The sequence below is a fragment of the Kribbella orskensis genome, from assembly GCF_004342085.1.
Lineage (GTDB): Bacteria > Actinomycetota > Actinomycetes > Propionibacteriales > Kribbellaceae > Kribbella > Kribbella orskensis.
On sequence record NZ_SLWM01000026.1, the window covers coordinates 41567 to 58144 of the forward strand.

At 68.2% G+C, this 16578-nt stretch carries 16 protein-coding genes; 6 read left to right on the forward strand and 10 right to left on the reverse strand.

Going from position 1 to position 16578, the window contains the following annotated elements; genetic code table 11:
- The first annotated feature begins 1 nt into the window (after position 1).
- Positions 2-769 carry a class I SAM-dependent methyltransferase gene (locus EV644_RS37990; protein ID WP_199240237.1) on the forward strand — a complete coding sequence of 256 codons (768 nt, stop codon included), beginning with the start codon at positions 2-4 and terminating at the stop codon, positions 767-769.
- On the opposite strand, the gene EV644_RS37995 is transcribed toward EV644_RS37990, so the two are convergent.
- Together EV644_RS37995 and EV644_RS38000 are read right to left on the reverse strand one after the other, a co-directional pair.
- Positions 766-1419 carry a phosphatase PAP2 family protein gene (locus tag EV644_RS37995; RefSeq protein ID WP_199240238.1) on the reverse strand — a complete coding sequence of 218 codons (654 nt, stop codon included), beginning with the start codon at positions 1417-1419 and terminating at the stop codon, positions 766-768. The genes EV644_RS37990 and EV644_RS37995 overlap by 4 nt on opposite strands.
- Before the next feature lie 103 nt (positions 1420-1522).
- The gene (locus tag EV644_RS38000) at positions 1523-3277 is read right to left on the reverse strand and encodes a SulP family inorganic anion transporter (protein WP_132195668.1); all 1755 of its coding nucleotides are present in this window, start codon (positions 3275-3277) and stop codon (positions 1523-1525) included.
- Positions 3278-3529: 252 nt separating this feature from the next.
- Here EV644_RS38000 and EV644_RS38005 point away from each other — a divergent pair, with 252 nt between their 5' ends.
- Positions 3530-3877 carry a carboxymuconolactone decarboxylase family protein gene (locus EV644_RS38005; RefSeq protein ID WP_132195666.1) on the forward strand — a complete coding sequence of 116 codons (348 nt, stop codon included), beginning with the start codon at positions 3530-3532 and terminating at the stop codon, positions 3875-3877.
- A gap of 249 nt (positions 3878-4126) precedes the next feature.
- The gene (locus tag EV644_RS38010; protein ID WP_132195664.1) at positions 4127-5431 is read left to right on the forward strand and encodes a hypothetical protein; all 1305 of its coding nucleotides are present in this window, start codon (positions 4127-4129) and stop codon (positions 5429-5431) included.
- A gap of 73 nt (positions 5432-5504) precedes the next feature.
- On the opposite strand, the gene EV644_RS38015 is transcribed toward EV644_RS38010, so the two are convergent.
- Together EV644_RS38015 and EV644_RS38020 are read right to left on the reverse strand one after the other, a co-directional pair.
- Positions 5505-7217: a SulP family inorganic anion transporter gene (locus EV644_RS38015; RefSeq protein WP_132195662.1), complete on the reverse strand. Its 1713-nt coding sequence runs from the start codon at positions 7215-7217 to the stop codon at positions 5505-5507.
- A 15-nt stretch (positions 7218-7232) separates the two neighbouring features.
- Entirely contained in the window at positions 7233-8738 is a 1506-nt protein-coding gene (locus EV644_RS38020; protein ID WP_132195660.1) for a DUF2252 domain-containing protein, read from the reverse strand.
- Positions 8739-8949: 211 nt separating this feature from the next.
- On the opposite strand from EV644_RS38020, the gene EV644_RS38025 reads away from it, so the two are divergent.
- Positions 8950-9510 carry a TetR/AcrR family transcriptional regulator gene (locus tag EV644_RS38025; protein WP_132195658.1) on the forward strand — a complete coding sequence of 187 codons (561 nt, stop codon included), beginning with the start codon at positions 8950-8952 and terminating at the stop codon, positions 9508-9510.
- 29 nt (positions 9511-9539) lie between these two features.
- On the forward strand, positions 9540-10907 hold the full coding sequence (locus tag EV644_RS38030) for an MFS transporter (protein ID WP_199240239.1): 1368 nt from the start codon (positions 9540-9542) through the stop codon (positions 10905-10907).
- Here the strand turns inward: EV644_RS38030 and EV644_RS38035 are convergent.
- From EV644_RS38035 to EV644_RS38050, 6 genes are all read right to left on the reverse strand, one after another.
- Entirely contained in the window at positions 10900-11166 is a 267-nt protein-coding gene (locus EV644_RS38035; protein WP_132195654.1) for a GlsB/YeaQ/YmgE family stress response membrane protein, read from the reverse strand. The two genes, EV644_RS38030 and EV644_RS38035, sit on opposite strands and share 8 nt — an antisense overlap.
- A gap of 280 nt (positions 11167-11446) precedes the next feature.
- Positions 11447-12010, reverse strand: a complete 564-nt coding sequence (locus tag EV644_RS38040; RefSeq protein ID WP_132195652.1) for a hypothetical protein — start codon at positions 12008-12010, stop codon at positions 11447-11449.
- Complete coding sequence (locus tag EV644_RS47335; protein ID WP_255511452.1) at positions 12003-12134, reverse strand: hypothetical protein; 132 nt, start codon at positions 12132-12134, stop codon at positions 12003-12005. The genes EV644_RS38040 and EV644_RS47335 overlap by 8 nt, the downstream gene beginning before the upstream one ends.
- Entirely contained in the window at positions 12131-13255 is a 1125-nt protein-coding gene (locus tag EV644_RS38045) for an AI-2E family transporter (RefSeq protein WP_132195650.1), read from the reverse strand. Before EV644_RS38045 ends, EV644_RS47335 begins: the two co-directional genes overlap by 4 nt.
- Before the next feature lie 45 nt (positions 13256-13300).
- On the reverse strand, positions 13301-13417 hold the full coding sequence (locus EV644_RS48220; protein ID WP_439649191.1) for a DUF7144 family membrane protein: 117 nt from the start codon (positions 13415-13417) through the stop codon (positions 13301-13303).
- A 135-nt stretch (positions 13418-13552) separates the two neighbouring features.
- A complete protein-coding gene (locus EV644_RS38050; RefSeq protein ID WP_132195648.1) occupies positions 13553-14080 on the reverse strand; it encodes a potassium channel family protein in 528 nt (175 codons plus the stop codon).
- Between the two features lie 247 nt (positions 14081-14327).
- On the opposite strand from EV644_RS38050, the gene EV644_RS38055 reads away from it, so the two are divergent.
- Positions 14328-16574, forward strand: coding sequence for a winged helix-turn-helix domain-containing protein (locus tag EV644_RS38055; protein WP_199240240.1), 2247 nt, complete (start codon positions 14328-14330; stop codon positions 16572-16574).
- The last annotated feature ends 4 nt before the right edge of the window (positions 16575-16578 follow it).

Here is a 16578-nt window from a genome sequence, read left to right on the forward strand (position 1 = left end):
GGTGGAGGCAGGCCGGGCTGACGAGATCGCCCTGAACCGTGAGTTGTGGGCGCTGGTCAACGAGCGCTTCACCGGTCCCGCGGCGGAGGCGCTCTGGTCGAAGCCGGACATGGCGTGGGGCCTGTTCGCGGTACCGGAACTGAGGCTCGGTGCGCTCGGAGATGTCTCCGGGCTCGACGTGCTCGAGTTGGCCTGCGGTACGGCGTACTGCTCGGCGTGGCTGGCCAGGGCCGGCGCTCGTGCGGTGGCCGTCGACCTGTCGGCAGAACAGTTGCTGACGGCCCGTGACCTCCAGCGTCGGACGGGTCCGAGCTTCCCGCTGCTGCAGGCGGATGCGGAGCATGTGCCACTGGCGGGCGGTTCCTTCGACCTCGTGGTCAGCGAGCACGGTACTGCGGCGTGGTGCGACCCGGAGCGCTGGCTTCCCGAGGCGGCGCGGCTGTTGCGGCCGGGTGGACGACTCGTGTTCCTGACCAACAGCTTGTTGTCGGCGCTCTGCGTCCCTGACGACGAGGGTGTCGCCTCGGACCGGCTCCAACGTGGCCAACGCGCGGCCTATCACGTTCGGTGGCCGGGCGGCGGGGCCGAGTTTCATCCGTCGCACGGCGACTGGATCCGGCTGCTCGGCCTGTCCGGTTTCATGGTCGAGCGGCTGCACGAGATCTACGCGCCGGCCGATGCGACGGACCATCCGTACTACGAGATCGTCTCGGTCGAGTGGGCCTCGCAGTGGCCGGCCGAGGAGCTCTGGGTGGCCCGCCGAGCCTAGGAGGAAACAGCGCGTCTGGCTGCCAGCCGCGCAGCCACTTTCGCGGTCAGACCCCCGAGCACGACACCGACCGATGCGCCCGCGACGACGTCAGCCGGGTAGTGCACGCCGGTGTACACGCGGGAGAACGCAACGACCGCGGCTGCCCCTCGCAGTGGCACCTTGAGCTGCGGCAGCGCGGCGCCGACCGCGACCCCGAACGCGGCCGCTGACGCCGAATGACCGGAGGGGAACGAGGCCGACGACGGCATCCGCACCCACCGCTTCTCAGGGACACCCAGGTGCGTACGCTGCGGGCGGCGGCGCTCCCCGGCCAGTTTCATCGGTTGGTTGACGACGAACGAGGTCACTCCGATCGCGGCCACACCGGTCACGGCGGCGCGGCGACCCTTGGCTCCGCCGAACAGGGCCAGCACCGCCGCGACGAGGAACCACGGCTTGGAGAAGTTGGCGAAGCCGGACACCCGGCGCAGCGGAGTGTCGAGCCACGGTGTGGGCAGTTCGGCGACGGCACGATACACCTCACGGTCGACCTTGCCGAGCTTGCGCAGCACCCACACCATCGTTGACGGCCCGCCGTTGCCGTAGCGAGCGCTCAGCCGGTCGGCGAGTCGCTCCTCGACCGGGTCGGGAGGGGCCAGGCGGGTCATCGGGTCCCCGCCAGCTGGCCGATCGCCGTCCGCCACAATGCGACCAGCGTGGGCTTCTCGGCGACCCGTACAGGACTGGGCTTGTCGCCCGCAACCGTCGTCGTCACCTCGTCTTCTCCTTCGGGTCGCGCCAGTTCGCGCCCGTCTGCCGTCTGTACTCCGCGACTGCCTCGTCGAGCGTCGGGAGGAAGTGCGCCGGGTCGATGGTGCGCGTGAGCTCGTACCGCTCGATCTTCTGGCGCACCGGGTCCTTCATCTCCGCGAAGACCAGGGACACACCGCGCGCGTTGAGCCAGGCGTCCAGCTCCTGCAGCATGTCGGAGGCCGTGGTGTCCACGTCGGTGATGGGCTCGGCGGCAACGATGATCCAGCGGAGATCCGGGTGATCCTCGGCCATCTCCCGCACCGCGTCACCGAACATCCGCGCGTTGGCGAAGATCAGCGGCGCGTCGAAACGGTAGACGACCAGACCGGGCAGCAGGTCGGCGTCGGGGTAGCTCTCGGTGTCGTGCAGGCCCGCGATCCCCTCCACCTGACCGAGCTCGGCCCGGTGCGGCCACCAGACGCGCCGGAAGACGTTGAGGATCGACAGGCCCACGGCGATGAGGATGCCGGGCAGCACTCCCAGGAGGGCCACGCCGAGCAGCGCGATGATGGACAGCGCGAACTCCATCCGGCGCTGGTGCCACAGCCGGCGCGTCCCGGCGATGTCGGCCAGCGACAGCGCGGCGGCGATGACGATCGCGCCCAGGGTCGGCTGAGGCACGTGCTGCATCAGGGCGGTGGCGAACACCAGGACCACGGTGATCACTCCGGCGCCGACGACGCCCGTCACCTGGGACCGGGAGCCGGCCTGATCGGCGACGGCGGTGCGGGATCCGCTGGTGCTGACCGGAAAGCCCTGGAAGAACCCGGCCGCGATGTTGGCGGCACCGATGCCGATCATCTCCTGGTTGCCGCGGACCCGCTCGCCCCTGCGGGCGGCGAACGACGATGCCGTCGACATCGTGTCCGCGAGCGCGACGACCGCGATGGCGAGCGCCCCGAGGAACAGCGGTGCCACGTCGCTCCAGTTGATCGACGGAATGCTGAAGGGCGGGAAACCCTGGGGGAGTACGCCGATCGTGTCGACGCCGTCCGACTCGAGGTCGAAGGTGCTGACCGCGAGGGCGGCCAGCACCACGACGATGAGGACGCTCGGGAGCTTGGGCAGCAGCCGGTTCAGGAGCAGGATGCCGGCCAGCGATCCCACCCCGAGGATCGCGGCCGTCGTGTTGGCCTCGCCGTTCGCGAGCCCCGACACGAAGGCGCGTGCCTCCTCCACCAGCCCGTCGGCATCGATCGAGAACCCGAACAGCTTGGCCAGCTGACCTACGACGATGGTCAGCGCGAGCCCGTTCATGTAGCCGATCTGGGTCGGCTTCGACAGCAGGTCCGCGACGAAGCCGAACCGGGCCAGCCCGGCGACCGCCATCACCACGCCGACCATGATCGCCAGCATCGAGGCGAGCGCGACGGCTCGAGCGGGATCACCGTTGGCGAGAAGCAGGGGTGCGACCGTCGCCGCGATCATCGGGCCCAGGGACGAGTCGGGACCGAGGACCAGCACTCTGGAGGGCCCGAAGACCGCATAGCCGAGCAGACACAGGATCGAGGTGTAGAGCCCGGTCACCGGCGGCAGCCCGGCCAGCTGGGCGTACGCCATCCCCTGCGGCACCAGCAGCGCCGACAAGACGAGGCCGGCGACGACATCCTTGGGCAGCCACGCCCGCTCGTACGACCTGGCCAGTCCCACGCCAGGCACGTACTCCTGCCACCCAGGCGGTCTGGCGTCGGGTCCGTTGGTGAGCGCGGCCATGGTGGTCAGCCGACCATCCGGACACGTGTCCTGAAGGGCGATCGTCTGAGTCCGGGCATGTCGCTCCTCCTCAGGTGGTCGCTCGAGGGCGTCGGTCGACCACTATTCGACCGCCCGCGGGAACGTTCTGCATCACCCCTCCCGGATGAAGCCGCGTTCTCATGCGGACTGGATGATGCGGAAGCGTCGCAGTTCGGATCGAATCGGACCAGCAGCTGTCCAGCCACCGAACCGCGAACGAGGGGATGCACCATGTCTGAATCCGCAACCGAGAGGCCGGTCCTCGACCTGCTCGCACAGATGACCGCCGCCTCGGTCCAGGCGTCGAGTCTCGATCCGGCGACCCTCATGCTCGTGCGCATCGCCGCACTGGTCGCGGTCGACGCGGCGCCGATCTCGTACCTGATGAACCTCGGCGTGGCCAGCGAGGTGGGTGCCGACGCCGAGCAGGTCCGCGGTGTACTGGCCGCGATCGCACCGATCGTGGGCACGGCGCGGATCGCCTCGGCGACCGGGAGGATCGTCGAGGCGCTCGACGTCGCCATCGAGGTCGCAGAGCTCGAGGCGCTCGATGCGCTCGATGCGCAGAGCAACGAGTAGATCGCGGCCCCGAACCAGTCATTGATCCAGTGAGAACCGGCTCCAGCCGAGGACCTGACAGCCGGTCGGCGATGGTGGCTCATCGCGGGGGCCTGCTCCGCGCGCGATGAGCCACTGCGGTCGTTGTGCCCGACCAGCCAGGCATCCGGTCAGGACGGCCGCCGCGTTCACTCGAAATGGGTGATGCCCGGGTTCCAGCCCTGGAGCACATTGGGTGAGACAGATAGCCCACCTCATGGGAGGCACAGCATGTCCGATCCAGCGGCGACGGCGCCCAGTGGTCCGGTGCCAACGGTGCCGGTCGAGGTGCCGACGGCGGAGCGGCCGTCGCGGGGGCGCTCGATCGCGGCGGTGGTCTGCTTGGTGTTGGCGGCGCTGCTGACGACGCCGGCGGCGATCGCGTACTGGGGGCAGCGGACGCTGAACGACACGGAGCGGTACGTGAACACCGTCGGTCCGTTGGTGAACTCGCCGCAGGTACAGGACGCGCTGGCGACGAAGGTGACCGCTGCGATCCAGCAACAGGTCGACATCGAGGCGATCCTCAACGACGTGTTCGCCGGTGTCATCACCGACCGGCCGCGGTTGCAGCGACTCGTGGGGCCGCTGTCTGCGGCGATCAACGGTTTGATCGACCGGCAGGTACGGGAGTTCATCGCCTCGGATGCTTTTGCCGATCTGTGGACCGCCGCCAATACCAGGGCCCAGCAGTCCTTGCATCGCCTCCTGACGGGTGACGAGTCCGGCGCGGTGTCGCTGCAGGGGGACCAGGTCGTCCTCGACGTCTCCGAAGTCATCGAGCAGGTCAAGCAGCGGCTGGTCGACCGGGGACTCACCATCGTGCAGAACGTGCCGATCCCTGACAAGGACCGGCAGATCGTGCTGATGGAGGCGCCCCAGCTGAAGCAACTCAGGACGGTCTACGCCTTCGCCAACCCGCTAGCCCAGTGGCTGATCGTGGTCGTGGCGGTGCTCTACCTGGCTGCCCTCCTGCTCGCGCGCCGACGGCCGCACATGACGGTGATCATCGGTGCGCTGTTGGCGGCGAACGCGTTGGTGGTGGCGCTGGCCCTGTCGGTCGGACGGCAGTTGTTCATCGACCAACTGGCGGGGACAGACTTCGGTCCAGCGAGCAGGGTCTTCTACGACACGCTGCTCAGCTACCTCGATCGCGGTCGGCAGGTGTTCCTCTGGTTGGGTCTGATCCTGGTGGTCGTCGGCTGGTTCGCGGGACCCAACCGGTCCGGGACCGCTGTGCGCACGACCGTCACCGGCGGTCTGGAGGGGATCGGCGCCGCGCTGGCCGACAGCCCGGTCGGCGGGGCCGGCCGGTGGACGGCGGCCAACGCCCGGTGGCTGCGGGTCGTCGTCGCCGCGCTAGGAGCCGTGGTCCTGCTCTGGGGCAACGACATCTCGCCGTCGCGGCTGTTCTGGTCGCTCGCGCTCGTCCTCGTGCTGTTGGCCCTCGTCCAGGTCCTCGTCGGAGCCGGCCGGGAGACTGCCGCGGCCCGGACAGCTCCGCCGGCTGAACCCGCCACCGCCGGCACGTCGTAGCCGAGAGCTACGCAAGCGTCTTCACCTGCAGCGCATCGAGGTCTGCCTGATCGATTGTGCGTGCGCTGCGCCGTCAGGTGGGGTCTGCTGGGTCCTGGGCCGCCGCAGGCGCCGTACCGGGGTCGGCTCGGTAGGCTTCGAAGCCCGTCTCAAGGCTGGGGTAGATGTTGTCCTCGCCGATCGTGTCCAGGATCCCGTACGCCCGGAGCGTCGCGAGCAGTTGGGTATCCGGCCGGACGAGCACGAAGCGGGCGTTGTGAGCCCGGCTGTAGTTGACGAGGTTGGCCAGGGTGACCCCGGCCGAGTAGTCGATGTCGTCGATCGCGCCGCAGTCCAGCGCTACCCAGCGGACCGGGTCGGGAGCGGCGGAGATCACCGACTCGAGGTGGTCGGCGAAGCGGTTCGCGTTGGCGTAGAAGAGTTCCGCGTCGTAGCGGAAGACCACCAGCCCGGGCAGGCTCTGTGTGCCTGGCACTGCCGGCAGGTAGGTCGGTTCGCCGGCCTGGTTCTGACCGATGACGAAGTCGCCCGGTGTGTACTGCCGCCGGACGAGGTCGAGCAGCGAGAGTGCGATGGCGAGGATGATTCCCTGCTCGACGCCGACGGCGAAGACGGTGACCGTCGTGATCAGAGCAACCGCGAACTCGTTCTTGCGTCGCCCCCACAGCCGTTTCAGGCCGGGCAGGTCGATCAGGCTGACGCCGATGAGGAACACGATCCCGGCGAGCACGGCCGTGGGCATGTCGGCCAGTAGCCCGGTGAGGAACAACGTGAACAGCAACGCGACGGCTGCCATCGTCAGGTTGGCGAGCTGGGTGCGCCCTTTCTGCTCGTCGACGATCTGCGTCTTGGTCGGGCTGCCGTTGACCACGAAGGTGCCGCTGAGGCCGGCGGCGAGGCTGGCGCCGCTGAGCCCCACGATGTCCCGGTTGATGTCGACGGCGTCTCCGTGCTTGAACGCGAAGCTGCGGGAGGTGGCGGCGCTCTGGGCGACGATGAGCACGAAGCAGGACAGGGCGGTCGGCAGCACCTTGGACACGTCCGACCAGGAGAGGCCCGACGGGAGGCCGATCGGCGGGAATCCGCCCTCCACGGCACCCACCACCGACACTCCGTGCGTGTGTGCGTCGGCCAGGGCGGAGATGGCGGTCAGCAGCACGACGGCGACGATCGCACCTGGGACGACCGGGATGAAACGCTTGAAGACCCGGATGATCACGATCGTGGCCAGCCCGAAGGCGAACGTGCCGAGGCTGATCGAGGACAGCGAGGTGATCCAGTGCCACTGCTGCTCGAACCAGTTGCCGCTGCCCTTGGGGATGCCGAGCAGGTCCGGAATCTGGCCTGACAGCACCTGGATGCCGACGCCGGTGAGGAACCCGATCAGTACCGACGCGCTCAGGAAGTCCCCGATGAAGCCCAGCCGCAGCAGCCGCGCCACGACCAGCATCGCACCGCAGACCAGCGCCGTCAGGCTGGCGAGGGCGAGCCATTCGGGCGATCCGGGCGTGACTCCGGCGATGCCGAGACCGGTCAGACCCGCGGCGAGCACTGCGGCGGTAGCCGAGTCCGCGCCCACGACGAGCAGCCGCGAGGAGCCCAGCAGGGCGAAGATCAGGGTGGGGAAGATGATGGTGTAGAGCCCGGTCACGATCGGCGTCCCGGCGATGGACGTGTAGCCCATCACCTCGGGGATCGCCACCGCCGACAGCGTCAGACCGGCGACGATGTCGCGGGACAGCCAGGCCCGGCGGTACCCACGCAGGGACTCGGGGACCAGGTTCATGCCGGCCTGCGGCGGTCAGATGTCCTGGATGGCGGCGATCCGGTTCGAGCTGATGGCTTTGGCGAAGTCTGCGAAGTCCTGGTCGTTCTGGGCTGCGTAGCGTTCGGAGAAGTCGGTGATCGATTTGTCGAAGGCATCGTCTTCGCCGAGGTAGGCAGCGATGGAGACCGCGTCGCCGGATCGTGCGTGTGCACGGGCCAGGGTCCACCCGCACGTGCGGCCGTAGAAGGCCAGCTCTGCGGGTGCCAGCAGCTCCACGAGCGCTGAGCCCTTCATGTCGCGCAGTTGGCGCCAGTAGAAGTAGCGGTCGGCCTGAACACCCTTGGACCAGCCCAGGAAGATGTCGCTACTGGCCTGCATCAAGCGCTGGCCCTGGACCACCCGCTCGCCCGGTTGCTTGAACGCGCTCTTGCGCAAGGTTCCTTCGAGAACCGACCTGGTGGCTTCCTTGACTTGGAGGAACAGCGGATCGCCGCCGTCGCGGCCCTGCAGGAGGACGACGAACGCTCGAGTTCCGACACTGCCGACCCCGACGACCTTCCGTGCCCAGTCGACGACCTCGAAGCGCTCCAGTAGCCGTCGAAGGTCGAGCCGAAGAGTGGAACGGTAGTCACGGAACAGGCTGAAGACGACTTCCTCGAGCTCCTCGGGCTGTACGCCGTACGTCGTGTGGAGCTCGCGCGCGGGGACGATCACTGGCGGGACACTGGCGATGCGGTAGCGGCCGTCGACCTCTTCGCCGAGCTTGGAGAGGGCTTGGTCGCTGTTGCGGGAGTGCGCCTTCTGTGCGTTCTTCGCAAAGCGCTTCTGGGCCTCTTTCGCCTGCTTCGGCGTCATCCCGCTCATACTGTCCTGCTCGCCGCTGCCCTTGCTCTTGCCCTTCTTGGATCCCTTGTCTTTGTCCTTGCCCTTGCCGTCGGCTCCGGACAGGAAGGCGGCCACCGACTGCCTGATCTGGTCCTCGGCGAGGTGGGCGTACCAGACGTCGAGGGTCTTGATGGCGGCGAACTCGGCCATCGTCTCCCGGTAGGAGGTGACACTGGCCTTCGTGATCGCCCGAGCGTCCGACTCCGAGCAGCCGTTGTTCTGTGCCGCCACCATGAGACTCGCGGCCAGACGTTTGACGTCGTACTCGAACGGGCCCGGAAGAGTCTCGTCGAAGTCGTTGATGTCGAACACCAGGTTTCGCTCCGGCGAGGCGAAGACCCCGAAGTTCGACAGATGGGCGTCCCCACACAGCTGGACCTGGAGACCGGCCGTGGGTGTCTCGGCAAGGTCCGCCGCCATGATCTTGGCAGCACCGCGGTAGAACGTGAACGGCGACGCCATCATCCGGCCGTGCCGCACCGGAACCAGGTCCGCGTCACGCCGGAGGTTCTGCTCCTCGATGAGTGCCACCGGGTCCGGCCGGTCCGCGGCGGGCTTCCACCCTGCGTGACTGTCCGTCATCGCTCGCGTGCGAGCCTCCAGACCGCGTGCGCGGCGCTCCTCCAGAGTCGGATGTTCAACCTTCGTCGCCATGATCGCCCGCCCTCTCTCCGCGTCGCAGGCGCCGCTCGTCGACGAGCCGGGGTCACCACCCTGCAATCCGCGTACACCGCCGACGATTCAGCAAGACTCGGCCCGACGCATCACCCCTGACGGAGGATTGGGCCCCTCGATGCGGTGCCCCTTGGCTTGGGGTTAGTAGTTAGTGACTAGTAACCTCGGAGCCATGGAGCGCCGCCGGAGGATGAGTGGGTCGGACCGCAGACAGCAGGTACTGCGGATCGCGGCAGAGGAGTTCGCCGACGGTGGCCTGCGCGGGGCGTCGACCGAGGTGATCGCCCGGCGTGCCGAGATCACCCAGGCGTACATCTTCCGGATCTTCGGGACCAAGAAGGCCCTGTTCCTGGAGGTGGTGATCGCGGCCTTCGAGCGCCTCACGGAGGGGATGCGCGACGCCGCCGGTACAGAGACCGGTCTCGACGGACTCGCCCTGATGGGTGCGCGGTACAACGAGATGCTGGCCGACCGTACGTCGCTGCTCCTCCAGCTCCAGGGGTTCTCCGCCTGCGGCGATCCAGAGGTTCGCGACGCCGTGCGCGACAGCTTCGGGCGGATGTGGCAGGTGGTCGCCGACGCGACCGGACTCGACCCGGTGACGATCAAGGCGTTCCTGGCCTTCGGCATGCTGCTCAACAACGGAGCCGCCCTCCAGGTCGCCGAACTGGACGAGCCATGGGCGACGGGCGTGCAGACTCGCATTCACGCCGGCCTGTTCGATCACATCACGACCGAGACGAACCAGTGAACAGGCCGGCAAGCCGATCGGAGCCGCGGTTGCTGGTCCCCTCGCTGTTCTTCATCGCTCTGGTCGTCGCCGCGGTCGGCAGTCTCGGCGCACCCCTCATCACCAGCGTGGCGACCACGTTCCAGGTGTCTCTCGCCAGCGCGCAGTGGACGCTGACCATCACCTTGCTCAGCGGCGCAATCGCGACGCCCGTCCTCGGGCGCTTGGGAGCGGGTCCGCATCGCCGTGGCACCATCCTCGCCACGCTGGCGGTGGTGGTGGCAGGAAGTGCGCTCACCGTCCTTTCCCTGCCCTTCGCCTGGTTGCTCGTCGGCCGAGCCGCGCAAGGCATCGGCCTCGGGCTGACCGCGCTGATGATGGGCGTGGCCAGGGACCATCTCCCCGAGGAACGGGGGGCAGCCACCATCGCGCTGGTGTCGGTGGCGTCCACCATCGGCATCGGCGTCGGCTATCCACTCGCTGGTCTGCTGACCGAACTCGGAGGCTTGCGTGTCGCCTACGGCCTCGGTGGTTTCGTCACGGCAGTCGCTTTCCTGGCGGCGCTGCGGAGCATCCCCGTTCCGCCTGAGGGTCGCTCTGCTCGGGTGGACGTGCCTGGCGCACTGCTCCTCGCTGGTGGACTGTTTCTCGTTCTGCTCCTTGCGAGTGAGACCAGCCTGTGGAGCCAGCACGTCTGCCTCGCCGTAGTACTGGCCGCTCTTGCGGTGCTCCTGCTCTGCACCTGGACGGCGTACGAACGTCGCGCTAAGTCGCCGCTCGTCGATGTCCGGCTGGTGCGGCACCGAGCGGTCGCCGTCGCCAACGTCGTCACGCTCGTCGGCGGCGTCGGCATGTACCTCCTGCTCACCCTCATCACCCGGTACGCCCAAACGCCGCGCAGTACCGGCTACGGCTTCGGGCTCACCACTTTCACCGCCGGCCTCGTGCTCGTTCCGTTCTCCTTACTCGGTTTCATCGCCGGCAGGTTCACCCCTCGTCTTCGCGAGCGGATCGGCGCACCTCTGTCTCTGGCCGGCAGCGCCGTCGTCGTTCTCGGCGCCTTCGTGCTCTTCGCGGTCGCCCGGTCGAACGTTGCCGACCTGCTGGTGGCGATGGCAATCCTCGGCTTCGGTGTCGGCAGCTTCTCCGCTGCCATGCCCGCGGTCATCCTGGCCGTCACTCCCCAGAGCGAGACGTCGAGCGCCATGAGCTTCAACCAGGTCGTGCGCAGCGTCGGCTTCTCACTCGGAAGCGCCGTCGGCGGCCTGGTCCTAGCCGCGGGGACTGACACCGGCCACCTCTTCCCAACCGACGTCGCCTACACGACGGCGGCCTGGATCGGCGCCGCGGCAACAGCAGCCGCCGCGCTGACCACCCTCGCCCTCGCCCGTGAACGTACGGCCGCGGCGGTCAGGTGACCTTGCTCCGGCGACCCTGCCAGTAGTTCCAGGCGAGGGTCACCAGGATCGCGCCGGCGATCGACCCGATGATCCCGCTCGGGCGCAGCGAGAGGCCGTCGCCGGCCAGCAAGCTGATGAGCAGGCCGCCGACGACGGAGCCGAGCAATCCGGCGACGATGGCGGTGGTCCAGTTGATGCCGTGTCCGCGGGTGCCGAGCAGAAGTTGCGCCGCGGCTCCCACGATCATGCCGAACAGCAAGATCCCGATGATGAGCATGGCCCGACGCTACGGCCTCGAAGCGCCTGATGGCACTAGCCACTACGAAAGAGGCGCCACATTCACCCGCCTGAGCAGCAGGACGCCGAGCACGACCAGCCACAACCCCCACAGGTAACGTCCGATTCTGACCGCGCTGAGACCAGCACGCTCCTTTCCGGCAGCCCTGTCCATGCTCGAAGAGCTCAACGCCGGCAACGAAACCTGGAAGGGGCCGGTGGCAACTACTATCTGTCCTGCCGGCAAAGTGTTTCCGGCCGCCGGCGTGACGACGTACGCGTCATCTGATACCGGTGCCTTGAGTGCAGTTGACGGGCTGGTCGTTTCCACTGACCTTGAAGTCTTCACAGGTCAGTAGGTGGGGATGCTGGGTGCCCAGGGCGAAGGACAGAACGACGACGAGCGCGATGGCCCCAACCGCCACGACTGTGTCGCGTGGGCGACGGACAGACTCCACGCCCGGAACGACCATGACGAGGACGAGCGCGACCATCGCGGGGAACCCTGCGAGCGTCACCACCACGCCGAGCCAGAACAGGACGTCGTGGCCGGGGCTGGTGTCGGCGGGGGACAACCACGTCAACAAGATCCAGACCGACGGGAGGAGGAGCGAGTAGACGGCGGGCTGCGCCCGCCGTCCGAGCAGGAGCACGGCGACGACGAACGCCGCTGTCGCCGCCGCCCACAGTGCGAAGATCTGCTCGAAGAAGATCGTCTTGTACACACCGAGAGTGAAGGCCGGCCACCACACGATGAGCGTTGTCGCCACTGTGATGGTGGCCAGCCGCCGCAACCCCAGGTCCGTCTGGCGAGCCTCGCGCGAAGGGACCGGCTGCTCAGTCATCGGGGTCGCTCATCGTGTGTGTGAGGAAGTCTGCTGTGACGGCGAGTACGACGCCACAACCACCCTGCGCCTCCGGCCGATTCGAGACATCACACAGATCGAACGAACCCCGTCTCGCGCTCATCCGGAGGGCTCCTCTTGGAGAGGTTCGGGGGTGGTCTTGGATTCCGGCTCCTTGGCCGGCTCCGGCGTACCGGCGATGAGTGGGATGGCCCACCGTGTGCGGGGATCGGCCTCGACCAGCAGGGCCCTGGTGAGCAGGCTCAGTGGGACGGCGAGGAGCGCGCCGAGCGGTCCTATCACCCAGGTCCAGAACACCAGGGAGAGGAAGGTCAGCATGGCCGAGAGTCCTACGGCGTCGCCCACCACCCGTGGCTGGATGACCGACTGGATCACGAAGTTGATCACGCTGTAGACGGCGATCACGGCGATCATCGTCTCGAGGCCGCTGTCCAGCAGTGCGATCAGCGCGGGTGGGATCACGCCGATGACGAAGCCGATGTTGGGAATGAAGTTGGTGACGAAGGCGAGCACGGCCCACACGAACGCCCCGGGCACGCCCATGATCTGCAAGGCGATGCCGTCGAGGATCGCGACGACGAGTCCGAAGCTGGCCGAGACGCCCATGTAGCTGCGGGTGCCGCGCGCGAAGTTGGCCAGCGCGGCCACGGGATGGGGGAAGCGTTCGCCCAGCGTGGCCAGGCTCCGGCGGGTGGAGTCGGTGTCGAAGGCCATGAAGAGCAGGACCGTGAACAGGAAGAAGAGATTGCTGACGACTCCCAGCGTGCTGGACAGCACCGACATCGCGAGGTCGACGAGTTGCCCCGGGTCGACCGCGTTGACCACGGCATTGATCTGATCCTGCTTGACCCCGAGATCGCGCAAGGTGTTGCCCACGCTCGCGACCGCCTCGTTGATCTGGGCGGCGTAGCCGGGGATCAGCGCGGCCAGCTGCGCCACCGAGACGATCAGGGCCAGGGTGAGGAGGAAGAGCAGCAGGTAGGCGGCGAGCAGCATGATGACAGAGGCCGCCCATTCGGGCAGCCGGTGCCGCTCGAGCCGGCGGCGGATCGGGTGCAGGGTGACCGTGATGACCAGGGCCAGGAACACCGGCCCGATGATGTCGGCGATGGACCTGACCCCGGCCATGGCGATCGTGAAGGCGGCGGCCCCGAACAGGAGGGTCAGCGCGAACGGCCGGGTCCGCTCGTAGATGTCGCGTGCCGAGCTGGGCGTGTTCGTCATCTGATTTCTCCTGTCGCCGCCGGTACGGCAGCCGGCGGCCGTCGGTCAGCTGGTGATGTCGCGTCCGTGGGCGGCCAGGGCCCGGATGACGAAGACGTCGAGTGCGATGACCAGCAGTGCCCAGAACGGGTAGTAGTTCTGCTGTGGGGGTTGCCCGGTCATTTGTCTACCCCTCCTTGACCTGCCGCGCGGAGCCTGCCGCCGCGACGGCATGCTTCATCCAACCGGCGCAGGTCCGATGCCGAATCACCTACATCGTGTGAAATCCCGGGGTCCACCTGGCCGGTGAGCTACCCGTCAGCTCTCGGTGTCGGCGTTGGCCTTGCTCTGTTTCACGGCCCCGAGGATCACCTGGATGCCGAGTCCCAGCACCACGAGGTCCAGCAGCATCTGAGCGGTGACGACGAGCCGTGAGGTCTCGGCCTGGGCAGAGATGTCGCCGAAGCCGACCGTGGCGAAGATGGTGACGGTGAAGTAGAGCGAGTCCGACCGGGTAATCGGCTCGCTGAACATCGCGGCATCGTCCAGGCTGAGGATGAAGTACGTGGACGCGAACAACAGGAGGAACAAGGGAGTCGTGGTGGCGAGCGACTGGACCGCGCGGATGCCCGGGTAGGTCGAGCGGATGATGGCCCGTGCCTGCCAGGCGACCACGCCGGCAAGCAGCGCCACGCCGATCGCGAGCTCGGCGAACACATAGGTGTCGGACCGGCGATCGAGTGGCAGGACGTAGTACAGAGCAACCATGACCACCGCGGATGCGAATGCCCGGAGCAGCCCCCGCGCGATCAGCCACCGCCGCCGCCGGCTGGTCAGCGGCGTCATGGGCGCAGGTCATTCATCGTGAGGCATTCCCGCCGGCCGCCACCGGCTCCACCGCGTTCCGCAGCCGCCGGGCCCGTTCGTTGTAGTCGGTCGGCATGTCGACCTCCCTCGTCAAGTGTTTGCTCGATGCTCCGATCGCACTCGCAATGAGAGGGGACCGCATCATGCAGATCGCGTGAACCTGCGGTTCGGCTTTCATTCGCCGGGGATGAGGTCCGCACCCCCCGGAAAACGTAGGTTCTGGGTCGTGTGGGAGGGGACTCGCCCCGCGGCTCCGGCCGCGGTTCAGCTTGATCAATCCCTGCTCGAGGCCAAGCTCTCGATTCCACAGCCTCGCCAGGGGTCGGTCAGCCGCGCCGAAATCATCGACGCGACCCGAGCGAGCGGCTGCCGCGTCGTCGGTGTGACCGCGCCCGCGGGTTACGGCAAGACGATCCTGCTGGCGCAATGGGCGCTCGTCGAGGATCGCCCCGTCGGCTGGGTGTCCCTGGACCGGTACGACGACGACCCCGCGGTTCTGCTCACACTGCTGGCCTCGGCCTACGCTCGGATCTCGCCGGGCAACGCCGAGTTGGTCGCCGACATGGGCGGATTGTGCGTGGATGTGTTGGGACGTGCCGCGCCCCGCCTGGCCTCGGCATTCAGGTCGAGTCCGGAACCGTTCGTGCTCATGGTGGACGACCTTCATGAGCTCCATGCGTCGGCCTGTCACGACGCCCTGGGCGTGGCGATCTCGGGGATACCCGAAGGCTCCCAACTGGTCGCGGCAAGCCGGTTCGAGCAGCCCCACCTGCCGCGGCTCCGCGCGTCAGGCGACGCGGTGGAACTCGAGGCCGGCGACCTGGCCCTGGACGAGGCCGGCGCCGAGCAGATCTTCGCCGAAGCCCGTATCGGCATCTCTCCCGAGCTGGCGGCCGCGGTGACCGAGCGGACCGAAGGCTGGCCGGTCGGTCTCTACCTCGCCGCTTTGATCGCAGGCCACGACCGCGACCGCGGGCTGAACGTTTCCGGCGACGACCGCTATGTGGCCGACTACTTGTACCGCGAGTCCTTGATGCTGCTGCCCAGGAAGACCCAGCGCTTCCTGCGGCGCACGGCGGTGCTCGATCAGCTGTGTGCCCCGCTGTGTGATGCCGTCGTGGGCGAATCCGGCGGGCAGGCACGGCTACGCGCGCTGGAGGCATCGGACTCGTTCTTGATCCCGCTCGACCGGCGCCGGGAGTGGTTCCGCTACCACGCCCTGTACCGGGAGTTCCTCCTCGGGGAGCTGCGACGCATCGAGCCCGAGGTACTCGTCAAACTGCACCTGCGCGCCGCCGACTGGTACGAGTCGAACGGATCTCCTGCCCTGGCCGTCGAGCACCTGTTGAACACCACCGAGCGTGACCGGTGCGTCCAGTTGGTCACGGCCCTGGTGTTGCCGACATACAACGCCGGCCAGATGTCGACGGTCCAGCGGTGGCTCTCGGCGCTGGGCGACTCCGCTGTCGAGGGGTATCCACCGCTCGCCGTACTGGCAGGCTGGGCGACTGCTTTGACCGGGCAGACCGCGGCGGCTGAACGGTGGATGGCGAGGGTGGACGCCGCGTCGTTCGACCAGGTGCCGGTGGACGGTACGGCATCGTTCGACTCTGCCCGGGCCATGCTGCGCGCCGTCATGTGCGCCTCAGGACCCGAGCAGATGATGGTCGACGCCGATGCCGCGGTGGCCCAGGAGCCGCCGTGGAGCCTCTGGCTCGACACGGCGCTCCTACTGTCCGCGCACGCGCGGTTGCTAACCGCCGACCTGGACGAGGCGCAGGTGCTGTTCGTCGAAGCGGTCAGTATCGGGGCGACGCTCGGCAACACCGACACGGTCGTCGACGGCGAGGCCGAGCTCGCACTGCTGGCGATGGATCGCGGGCGCTGGGCCGAGGCGGCCGAACGCGTCGAGCGGGCGCTCGTGGTCATCGACGCGCATCGGATGCAGGACTACGCGGTCAGCCTGCTGGCCTTCGCAGTGGCGGCTCGCCTTGCGGTGCACCGGGGCGATCTGGACGAGGCGGACCGACAGCTCGCCCGGGCGATGCGAGCACGTCCGTCGTGCACCTTCGCGCTGCCCTTCTACGCGGTGCGCGCCCGGCTGCAGCTCGCCAAGGCGTACTCGACACGAGGCGACCAGGCCACCGCTCGCCATCTGCTGCGAGAGATCGACGAGCTCCTGCGCCACCGACCGGCCCTGGGCGCGCTCGTCGACCAGGTATCCGAGGTCCGCCAGACGGTGGCGGCGAACGCCCAGAGCGCAGCGACCCGCGCAGCACCGCTGACCGGAGCGGAGCTGCGGCTGCTGCCCTACCTGCAGACGCATCTGACGATCGGCGCGATCGGGGAACGGCTGTTCGTCAGCCGCAACACGGTCAGCTCCGAGATCGCTTCGATCTACCGCAAGCTGGGCGTCTCCTCACGCAACGACGCGGTGCAACAGGCCACCAGGCTCGGTCTGCTCGGTGGCTGACCGC